Source organism: Micromonospora sp. Utrum1 (assembly GCF_057197805.1).
The window spans coordinates 4,329,007-4,337,680 of sequence record NZ_CM170071.1 but is presented as its reverse complement, the minus strand read 5'-3'; the positions used below and the strand labels follow the sequence as shown (position 1 = coordinate 4,337,680).

Below are 8,674 nucleotides of genomic sequence, written 5' to 3'. Positions count from 1 at the left end.
GGGGAGCGGCATGGGGGATCGGGCACGGCTGGACCGGCGGAGCCTGCTCGCCGCCGCCGGTGGTCTCGCGGTCGCTGGGATCGGCGTGCCGGTCGGTCTGGCCGCCACCGGCGACGCCCCGCCGCCGGCGCGCGGACGGCGGCCGATCAGCATGGCCATGCACCTGCACGCCTCGTTCAGCGAGGGCATCGCCAGCTACGCCGCTCACCTCGACCAGGCCCGCCGCAACGCCGTCGACGTGCTCTGGTGGACCGACCACGACTTCCGCGTCGCCGCCCACGACCACCGCCGCGTGGTCCACTTCGACGGCCCCGAGGAACCCGAGGGCGGGCTCGTCTGGACCTGGCAGGCGTCCACCGAGGGGCGGCTCACCGCCTCCGCCGCCGACTTCGTGCCCGCCCCGCCCGCCGCCGACGACCCCGGTCGCGCGTTGCGGCTCACCGCCGCCGGGGCCGGCACCCTCTGGTACGCCGGCAAGGCGTGGAACTGGACGCACACCGGGAACATCTCCGACACCACGCTCGACCTCGACGTGCTGCCCGAGTCCGCCAGCCCGGACGCCGCGCTGATCGTCGAGATCGCGCTGTCCCACCACCCGGCAGGCGCCGGCCGCCCCGCCGGCCAGCTGTTGCTCCGCTACCGCCTCGGCCCGGCGACCGCGACGCGGCACCGCACCGACGGCCGGCACGGCACCGTAGACCTGCCCGCGCCGACCGGCGCCTGGCGGCGGCACACCCTCGACCTGCTCGCCGACGTTCGGCGGCTCTGGCCCGACCTGGTGGCCGGGGACAACTCGCTGCGCGGGCTGCGCCTCGGGGTGCAGGTCGCGGCCGGGGCCCGGGGCGCCTTCGTGGTCGACCGCCTGGTCTTCGACCGGGCCCGGCGCGCCGGGCAGGCCGGTGAGGAGTTGCGCGCCGAGGTGCTGCGCGGCTACGCCGAGGCGTACCCGGGCGTCACCCACCACCGCGCCTACGAGGTGTCAATGGTCCGGCACCTCAACTGGTTCGGTGGCGACCAGACGCTGCCGCGCTTCCCGTCCCCGCCGTACCGGGACAACGACGTCGGGGCGACCGAGCGGATGGTCGAGTTCCTGCACGGCCACGGCGGGGTGGTCTGCTGGAACCACCCGCTCGACGTGGAACGGCGCGAGTCGCTGGCGCGGCTGCTGGTCGAGCGACACGCGCTCGGCGTCGACCTGATCGAGATCGGTCGCAACCCGGTCGACGACCACCTCTGGGCGTACGACGTGGCGGCGCGCAACGCGGTGCCGGTCACCGCGGTCGGGGTGACCGACGACCACAACGGCACCGACTGGCGGACCGGGCGGGACCGGCACGTCACCTACGTCTGGGCGGCCTCCACCGGCCGCGACGACCTGGTGGCGGCGCTGCGCGCCGGGCAGGCCTGGTTCACCGACCTGGCCCGCTACCGGGGCGCCCTAGATCTGGAGATCGGCGGCCGCAGCGCGATGGGCGCCGTCCTGACCACCGACGCCGGCGACCTGACCGTGCGGCTGCGCGCCACCGACCTGCCCGCCGGCGCGACCCTGGAGGTGGTCACCGGCCGGGTCGACCTGGCCGGCGCGGCCGACCCGACCCCGGCGATCACGATCGGAAAGGTCCCCTGGCGGCAGCTCCGCCAGGGCTGGCACGACCTGCCGGCCACGCCGGGCGAGGGCGCCTACCTGCGGACCCAGGTCCGGGCGCGGGACGGCGTGATCATCGGGGCCGGCAACCCGGTCTGGCTGCTGCGCCAGCCTCCACCGCGCGGCATCCCCGCGGCCCGGCGCTTCTGACCTGCGACATCGCGACGAGGTCGCACGCGGTCTCGCCGCCAGGCTCCGGGAGGCCTCACTCGATCAGTCGTCGCCTCGTCCACCCCACGAACCGCACATACAAGGCATCGGCGCCGGGCATGTCGTCGGGATTGAGGCGGTAGAGGTCTCCCGCGGCGTCGAACAGGCAGCCGGCCATGTGTACGGCCAACCCCACCGGATCGCCGTCGTAGCTCGCCCGCAGCGCGAGCCTCGCCCTCGGACACGGCCAGGTCCCGCAGCCTCGCCGGCAGTGCCAGATCGGACGGATCATCTGGTGTGCGAGCAGGGCGGGGAGGGCATCAACGACGGGCGGATTGGTGAACCGGCGCATGTCCTCATGCTCCCGGCCGCCGTAGTCATCTGTCAACGTCCTGTGACGTTGTCGCTCGCATAACACACGCCGCTGTCTAGCGTCAATGTCATGGACCTCGTCGGCGCGGCGGAGATTCGAGACATGCTCGGCGGCATCAGCCGCCAGCGGGTCAACGTCATCACGAACACCAAGGGTTTCCCCGACCCGATCGCCGTGCTTCAGATGGGCAAGGTCTGGCGCAAGCGGGACGTGGAGCGGTGGATCGCTGAGCATCGCTCTGTGCAGGACTGACCAGGGCGCAGCCGGCGGACGCGATCCGGTCGGGGAGGGCGGCTCGTGAGCCTGCACTACGAGGTGGTCTTCACCTGTTTTCTGGACGACGAGACGCCGCCGGAGGTGCTCGACGCGCTCCGGTGGCATCTCGGGCTGCGCGACGAGCGACCGGCCGCGCTGGACCCGGACGAGCACCCGTACCCGCTGCTGTCACCCGACCCGGACAGCTACCTGCCCGGCGGTGACGTGGCGTCGCTGCGGCGGCAGCGGGTCGGGTTCACCGCGGCCGGCGACGTGTACCGGTGGGGCCTGCACAGCCGGAACTACTGGCTGGACGACGACATGGGCGAGCTGACCACCATCCTCGACCTCCTCGCGCCGCATGTCGCCGAGGACGGGTACGGCGGCCACTTCCGCGAGGTGTACGACACGGACCTCGTCCTCTTCGCGTTCCGCGACGGGGCCTACGTGCGCAACCTTGGCCACTGACCTCCGGCGGCGGGATCGCCTACGGATCTTGGAGAGCTTCCGTTCGCTGGTGACGGCAACTCGCCAAGATCCGCACGGTCGGCGCCCCCGCCGAAGCAGGCAGGCATGAAGTGCGGGGAAGCGGGTAGGCGCGCGGCCAGGAGGCGGGCGCCTCCGGGATCGAGGGGACCAATGGCAGCCGCCGCCGTCGTCGTGCTGGTCATCGTCGTCGCGCTCGTGGTGCTCGTGGCCTCGCTGAGCATCCGGCTGGTGCAGCAGTACCAGTGCGGCGTGGTGTTCCGCTTCGGCCGGGTGCTGGAGCGCATCCGGCAGCCCGGCTTCCAGCTGATCCTCCCGGTCGCGGACCGGATGGTGCGGGTCAGCATGCAGACCACGGTGATCGGGGTGCCCGCGCAGGGCGTGATCACCCGGGACAACGTCACGCTCACCGTCGACGCGGTCGTCTACTACCGGGTGGTCGACCCCGTGAAGGTACTGGTCAACGTCCGCGACTACCCGTCGGCGGTGCTCCAGGTCGCGCAGACCGCGCTGCGCTCGGTGATCGGCAAGGCCGACCTGGACACCCTGCTGCGCGACCGGGACCGGATCAACGCGGAGCTGAAGGCGGTCATCGACGCGCCCACCGAGAAGCCCTGGGGCCTGCTCATCGAGCGGGTCGAGGTCAAGGACGTGTCGCTGCCGGAGGGGATGAAGCGGTCGATGTCGCGGCAGGCCGAGGCGGAGCGGGAACGCCGGGCCCGGGTGATCGCCGCGGACGGCGAGTACCAGGCGTCCCGCCGGCTCGCCGACGCGTCCCGGGCGATGGCGAACACGCCGGGGGCGTACCAGTTGCGGCTGCTCCAGACGGTGGTGGACGTGGCGGCGGAGAAGAACAGCACCCTGGTCATGCCGTTCCCGGTCGAGCTGCTGCGCTTCTTCGACCGGCTCGCCGGGGGCGGCGAGCAGGCGCCGGCCGGAGGCGGGCCGGGCGCGGACGAGCGGGCCGGCCCGACGGAACCGGCCACCCCGGCCGGACCGGCGCTCGGCCCGGTCACCGAGAACGTCGCCGCGGCCGCCGCCGACGGGGACGGGCGGCCGCCCGCGGCGTGACGGGAACGTGTATATACCGATAGCCGGTATTTGCTCGCCGGCATGGGAGACAGCCCCCTGCGGGAACCCACGTTCCTGGTCCTCACCGCGCTGGCCGAGGCACCCCGGCACGGCTACGCGGTCATCGAGGACGTGCTGCGCATCTCCGACGGCCGGGTCCGGCTGCGCGCCGGCACCCTCTACGCCGTCCTCGACCGGCTGCGCGCCGACGGCTTCATCGAGGTCGACCGGGAGGAGGTGGTGCAGTCCCGGCTGCGCCGCTACTACCGGCTCACCGCGCTGGGTGCCACCCGGCTCGGCGACGAGGTGGCCCGGCTGCGCCGCAACGCCGACACCGCCGGCCGCCGGCTGCGCGCCGCCGGCCTGCTGCCCGAGGGAGGCGTGGCGTGAGCGCCGCCGAACTCGAGCGCCGCTACCGCCGGCTGCTCGCCGTCCACCCCTGGGAACACCGCCGGACGTACGAGGAGGAGATGGTCGCCGTCCTCCTGGCCGACGCGCGGCCCGGGCAGACCCGCCCCGGGCTCCGGGACACGGTCGACCTGGTCGGCGCCGGCCTGCGGGCCCGGCTGCGGGTGGGCGCACGGGGGTTCACCGACCCGGCCTGGGCCGACGCCGCCGCCGTCACCGGCGTCCTGGTGGCGCTGGTGCTCTGCGCCGCCGCCGGCAGGAGCGTGCTCGACCAGTTGGTGGCAGACCCGTCCCTGCCGCCATCGGTACGGCCGGTCGGGCCGGATCCGGTGGACTGGCTGCGGGTGGCCGGCTGGGCGACCGTCGCCGTCACGGCGCTGGTCGGGCTGCGGCGGGTGGCCGCCGGACTGGCCTGGACCGGGGTCGGCGGGTGGCTCGGGCTGGTCGGGCCGGGAGTGGGCGACCAGCCGACGGACGTGGTCGACACCCTGCCCCAGTTCGCCCTCGCCCTGGTGGCGACCGCCGCGCTCACCGCGCCCGCCCCGGCCCGCCGGGCCGTCGCGGTCCTCGGCGTTCGCCGGCTGGCGGTGCTGGTGGCGGCCTGCCTCGCTGTGGTGTCGATCCTGACGGTCAGCCAGCGCGCCCGGCCGCCCTTCCAGGAGTCCGCAAGTGGCTACCCCGTCTACGTCCTCTACGACCTGGAAGCCCGCAGCGAGCTGGTGATCTGGCTCTACGTGGCCGGGCTCGCCGCCGCGGCCCTGGCCGTGGTCGTCGCCGTGGCCACGCTCGCCGCGGCGGTGCGCCGGCGGATCGCCGTGCTGCTGGCTCCGGTCGCCGCGCTGGCCCTGCTCATCGACACCGCGCTCGCCGGCTGGTCGGTCTCCACCATGCACATGGGACACGCCATCGCACTGGTCCCGGCGCAGTGGCTCATGCTGGTGCTCGTCCCGCCGGTCACCTTCCTGGCCGGGGTGCTGCTGGTGCGCCGGCGCGAGGAGACGCTGCGGATGGTGGCGCTGGGCCGGGCAGCCGACCGGGAACACCGCGCCGGGTGAGCCGCCGCCGGTGGCTCCGGGCTCAGGCCGGGGCCACCGGCGCCCGCTTGCTCGCCTGCTCCGGCACGGTCGCCGTCGCGGCCGGCTTCGGCAGGGTGAAGACGAACCGGGCGCCCTCGGCGTATCCGTCGTCCAGCCGGAGCGTGCCGCCGTGGTACTCGACGATCTTCTTGCAGATGGCCAGCCCGATCCCGGTGCCGTCGTAGGTGCCCCGGGGGTGCAGCCGCTGGAAGATCAGGAAGATCTTGTCGGCGTACCGGGGGTCGATGCCGATGCCGTTGTCGGTCACGGTGAACTCCCAGCCGGCCGCGTCCTCGCCGACCGTCACCCGGACCCGGGGCGCCCGGTCGGGGCTGCGGAACTTCACCGCGTTGCCGAGCAGGTTCTGCCAGAGCATGGTGAGCAGGGTCGGATCGCCGTGCACCACGGGCAACGGGTCCGCCACGATCTCGGCGCCCGCCTCGGCGATCGGTTCGGAGAGGTTCGACTCGGCCTGGGCGAGCGTCGCGGCCAGGTCCACCTCCCGGTCGTCGCGGTAGACCCGGCCGATCCGGGAGAACGCCAGCAGGTCGTTGATCAGGTTCTGCATCCGGGTCGCCCCGTCCACCGCGTACCCGATGTACTGCCGGGCCCGGTCGTCGAGCTGGTCGGCGTAGCGGCGTTGCAGCATCTGGCAGAACGACGCCACCTTGCGCAGCGGCTCCTGCAGGTCGTGCGAGGCCACGTAGGCGAACTGCTCCAGGTCCTCGTTGGACCGGCGCAGCTCGGCGGCCTGCTGTTCGAGGGCGTCCCGGTGCCGGCGGCTGGTGTTCAGCGCGTCGACCACCCGCTGCCGCATGGTCTCCACGTCGGCGGTGAGCCGCGCGATGTCGGCCGGCCCCTCCGGGGCGAGGCGGTGCTCGAAGTCGCCGCCGGCCACCTGCCGCACCGAGACGCCCAGGCGGTCCAGCGGGCGCAGCACCGTGGTGCGGACCAGCACCGAGATGACGATGCTGGACAGCAGCAGGGTGGCCAGGATCGCCACGAAGAGGAAGTCGCGCAGCGCGCGGGCCCGGTCCAGGTCGGCCCGGCCGGCCGCCTGTACCCGGTCCAGCCGGGCCTCCAGGCTGGTCAGCGCGGCCTGCGCGGCGTCGAACGCGAGCCCGCTCCGCTGCACCACCGGCGCCAGCTCCGCCGCGCTCGTGCCGGCCCGCCGGGCGGCGATCAGTCGGGCCGGGTACTCGGCTCGCCAGCCGTCCGCGAGGGCCAGCGCCGCGTCCAGCTCACGGCGCGCCTCGGGCTCGTCGGCGAGGAGGTCGCGGGCCCGCCGCGCGGTCGCGCGCTCGGCGGCGACCCCCTCCTCGTACGGGCGCAGCAGCTCCGGGTCGCCGGTGACGACGTACCCGCGGACCGCCGCCACCTGCTCCAGCAGCCCGCTCTCCAGCCGGCTCACCGCGGTGCGGGCCGGGGAGATCTGGTCGGCCAGCCGGTTGGAGACGGCGGCGGTGTGGGACAGCGCCGCCGCGCCGACCCCGCCGCCGGTGAGCACCAGCACGGTCATCGCGAGCATCATGACGCTCAGCCGCCGGCTCGTGGTCATCCGCGCCCGGCGCCCCTCGGTGACGGTCCCATCCGCCGCTGGTGCGCTGTTCACGGCAGCACAGTAACGGAGTCTCCGGGTGCGTCGCGCGGATGCGTCGCGGCGCTCAGTCGAGCAGCCCGCCCCTGGTGGGCAGCGGCAGCCCGGGCAGCGCTGGCAGCCCCGACACGGACACCGACACCGATGGCAGCGGCAGCGGCAGCCGGGGCGGCGGCAGCAGGGGGCTGTCGGCGGGGGCCGGCGCCGTGCTCGACCCGGGCCTCGGCTTGCCGCCCGAGGTGGCGGGAGCCGGCCGGGGCGTACCGGTGACGGCGGGGCTCGGTACGGCGGTGGGCGCGGGGGTGGCCGGGGCGGTGCCCACCGCCGCGGTGCTCGGCGGGGCGGTCGCCGCCCGGGCCGCCGCCAGGTCGCGGGCCAGTACGTCGAGCGCGGCGCCCAGCCGGGCGACGGCCGCCGGGTCCTCGACGCGGGCCAGGTCCTGGCGACCCCGCGCGATCAGCGCCTCGGCGTCGTCGAGCCGGCCGGCGTCCAGGGCCGCGCGGGCCCGGCCGATGGTGTCCTCGATGCCGCGCACCTCGGCCTGCTGCGGATACAGCAGCCGGGTCAGCGACCAGAGCGGGCTGCCCGGCCCGGCGTCGCGGCTGCCGATGCCCAGCCCGGAGACCAGGGCCAGCAGCGCCACGGCGGCGGCCGCCAGCCGCAGCGCCCAGGGGCGGGGACGGCGGGCGGCCGGTCGCGGCGGCGCCTCGACGGTGGGGGCCGGCGCGGCGGGGCGTACCCCGGTTGCCGGCTCCTCGACGAGGTCGGACCGCCAGGCGGCGAGGAGCCCGGCGAGGGCGTCGCCCTCGGGCGCGGCCTCGCCCCGGCCGAGGGCGTCGAGCAGCACGTCGTCGAGGGCGATGGTCCCCAGGTCCATCGCCTCGTCGCCGTCGCCCGGCGTCCGCCCGGTCATGCCGCCACCTCGTCCAGTGAGCCCCCGGCCAGGGTACGGAGGCGGGCCAGGGCACGGGACTGGGCCATCCGGACCGCGGCCGCCGACATGCCGACCACGTCCCCCACCTCCTCGGCGGAGAGTCCCACCGCGACCCGCAGCAGGATGATCTCCCGCTGCACGTCGGGGAGCCGGCCGAGCAGTGCGGACAGCCGCCGGGCCAGGTCGCTCGCCACCGCCTGCTGCTCGGGTCCCGGCGCGGCGTCCGGCCGTTCGACCGGGGTGTCGGTGGGGGTGACCGCGGCGTCCCGGACGGCGGAGCGCTGGGCGTCGGCCACCTTGTGCGCGGCGATGCCGTAGACGAACGCGGCGAAGGGGACGCCCTGCTCGCGGTAGCGGGGGAGGGCGCGCAGCACGGCCACGCAGACCTCCTGGGCGACGTCGTCGGCGGTGGTGTACGCCCCGCCCACCCGGCCCAACCGGGCCCGGCAGTAACGGACCAGTCCCGGACGCACGCCGACCAGCAACGCCTCGACCGCCGCCGGGTCGCCCGCGGCGGCCCGACGAACGAGCTCGGACTCGATCACTGTCGTCATGGCGTTCGTGGAACATCCTCATCGCCGGCCGGTTTCCGGCACGTTATCGACACCTCCGGGGTTTTGCATAGCTTGCCTGTCGTCCCCGACGGGTGACGCAAAGTAGTTGTTGCGCCCGGCCGGCG

9 protein-coding genes and 1 pseudogene are annotated in these 8,674 nt (G+C 75.0%); 6 read left to right on the top strand and 4 right to left on the bottom strand.

Annotated elements, in window-relative coordinates; translation table 11 throughout:
• Window positions 1–10 precede the first annotated feature (10 nt).
• The gene (locus tag AC0OLQ_RS20505) at window positions 11–1,795 is read left to right on the top strand and encodes a hypothetical protein (RefSeq protein ID WP_484527567.1); all 1,785 of its coding nucleotides are present in this window, start codon (window positions 11–13) and stop codon (window positions 1,793–1,795) included.
• A 55-nt stretch (window positions 1,796–1,850) separates the two neighbouring features.
• On the opposite strand, the gene AC0OLQ_RS20500 is transcribed toward AC0OLQ_RS20505, so the two are convergent.
• Window positions 1,851–2,147: a hypothetical protein gene (locus AC0OLQ_RS20500; protein ID WP_484527566.1), complete on the bottom strand. Its 297-nt coding sequence runs from the start codon at window positions 2,145–2,147 to the stop codon at window positions 1,851–1,853.
• Window positions 2,148–2,237: 90 nt separating this feature from the next.
• Between AC0OLQ_RS20500 and AC0OLQ_RS20495 the strand changes: the two genes are divergently transcribed.
• The 5 genes and pseudogenes from AC0OLQ_RS20495 to AC0OLQ_RS20475 all read left to right on the top strand — a co-directional run bounded on the left by AC0OLQ_RS20495 (window position 2,238) and on the right by AC0OLQ_RS20475 (window position 5,443).
• A complete protein-coding gene (locus AC0OLQ_RS20495) occupies window positions 2,238–2,420 on the top strand; it encodes a hypothetical protein (protein ID WP_484527565.1) in 183 nt (60 codons plus the stop codon).
• 45 nt (window positions 2,421–2,465) lie between these two features.
• A complete protein-coding gene (locus AC0OLQ_RS20490) occupies window positions 2,466–2,891 on the top strand; it encodes a hypothetical protein (protein ID WP_484527564.1) in 426 nt (141 codons plus the stop codon).
• 171 nt (window positions 2,892–3,062) lie between these two features.
• Window positions 3,063–3,896 (top strand): annotated as a pseudogene (locus AC0OLQ_RS20485) (SPFH domain-containing protein); the annotation flags it as partial.
• Between the two features lie 126 nt (window positions 3,897–4,022).
• On the top strand, window positions 4,023–4,370 hold the full coding sequence (locus AC0OLQ_RS20480; RefSeq protein ID WP_484527563.1) for a PadR family transcriptional regulator: 348 nt from the start codon (window positions 4,023–4,025) through the stop codon (window positions 4,368–4,370).
• Window positions 4,367–5,443: a hypothetical protein gene (locus tag AC0OLQ_RS20475; RefSeq protein ID WP_484527562.1), complete on the top strand. Its 1,077-nt coding sequence runs from the start codon at window positions 4,367–4,369 to the stop codon at window positions 5,441–5,443. The genes AC0OLQ_RS20480 and AC0OLQ_RS20475 overlap by 4 nt, the downstream gene beginning before the upstream one ends.
• Before the next feature lie 22 nt (window positions 5,444–5,465).
• On the opposite strand, the gene AC0OLQ_RS20470 is transcribed toward AC0OLQ_RS20475, so the two are convergent.
• From AC0OLQ_RS20470 to shbA, 3 genes are read right to left on the bottom strand one after another with little or no spacing between them, the layout of a single operon-like run.
• Complete coding sequence (locus AC0OLQ_RS20470; protein WP_484527561.1) at window positions 5,466–7,076, bottom strand: sensor histidine kinase; 1,611 nt, start codon at window positions 7,074–7,076, stop codon at window positions 5,466–5,468.
• Window positions 7,077–7,128: 52 nt separating this feature from the next.
• Window positions 7,129–7,974, bottom strand: a complete 846-nt coding sequence (locus AC0OLQ_RS20465; protein ID WP_484527560.1) for an anti-sigma-D factor RsdA — start codon at window positions 7,972–7,974, stop codon at window positions 7,129–7,131.
• Window positions 7,971–8,549, bottom strand: a complete 579-nt coding sequence (shbA, locus tag AC0OLQ_RS20460) for an RNA polymerase sigma factor ShbA (protein ID WP_484527559.1) — start codon at window positions 8,547–8,549, stop codon at window positions 7,971–7,973. The genes AC0OLQ_RS20465 and shbA overlap by 4 nt, the downstream gene beginning before the upstream one ends.
• Window positions 8,550–8,674: the final 125 nt, after the last annotated feature.